The 1,051-nt window shown below is 45.0% G+C and carries 1 protein-coding gene; it reads right to left on the minus strand.

Going from position 1 to position 1,051, the window contains the following annotated elements; all coding sequences use genetic code 11:
• Nucleotides 1–91 precede the first annotated feature (91 nt).
• A partial coding sequence (locus QUA44_RS30590) for a transposase (RefSeq protein WP_333257702.1) occupies nt 92–1,051 on the minus strand: 960 nt, incomplete at its 5' end.

A 1,051-nucleotide genomic window follows, 5' to 3' on the forward strand; every position in this document is an offset into this window, starting at 1 on the left:
CTGTAGTTTAGACTAAAAAATGAGCACAGCTAGAAGTAGCCACCTTTGAATCTCAGGCAAGCTGTTGCTCAAAAACTCAAAAAGTAGAAGATTAAACAGCTAATCTTAAAGACTTTTTACGTCGAGAAACCCGTTTTTTAACGGTGGGATAGCACGGTGCCTTAGTTCGTACCCTTCCTTTTTCCCAACCGGGGGATTTTCCCCTATGTTTAGGGATTTTTGTTGGAGTCCCAATGTCAACCAAAAGCGAAAACATTGATTGGGCAACACGTCCAGGGGTTAAATTGATAGTAGCAGATTGCCAAGGAAGTCTATTCTCGATTACTAAATCTCTGGCCAGCCAGAGTTGCCAACTCATCAATGGCATTAAATCACTCCAACGCTCGGATTGTTCAGGGGTTCTTAAATTAGGCAATGTCCAATGCAATCGTTGCTTGGCAAACCTATACCAATGATCGACTCCAAAGCGTCGTAAATATTTGAACCAAACAGTTTCTAAAGGGAGAGTTCGTTCTCCCACCCAAGCCAACCATAAGGGTGGAAATGGCTGACCGTTTGACATGGGCTTCATTCTTTCCACCAGGATTAAGTTGACTTTTTGTCCAGGGGCGCGATAAAAATGCAAGTCAAGCCATTGCCTGACTCGGACTGGTCCCAACTGTGGATGTTCGTCAATTTCAATCACAGCATCCGCTTGGAGCCATGTGCTTGGGTCATTGAGTCTCATTTTCTGCCCATGTTTTCGTGGTCTACCGCGACCACTATAGGCTGGTGGTGCTGACCATAAGCAGGCATTCTTTCGGACTCTCATTAAGCAATCAGCTTGAATATCTGCTTGCGCTAATACCCAGGTTGCATTGCCATATTCTCGATCCAAAACTGCTAAAACTGGGTTGACGCTCTGTTCACAGACAAGTTTAAGTTGGGAAGCTGCTTGAAGTATGGGTGAAGACCCACTACTAATTCTTTCATGGAGCAGGGGTAATGCCCAACTTCCTTGAGCTTCAGGTATCCACGCAATGGTACTGTATCCCTGACCCACAATTACACC

This window comes from Microcoleus sp. N9_A2, from assembly GCF_036701775.1.
GTDB lineage: Bacteria > Cyanobacteriota > Cyanobacteriia > Cyanobacteriales > Microcoleaceae > Microcoleus.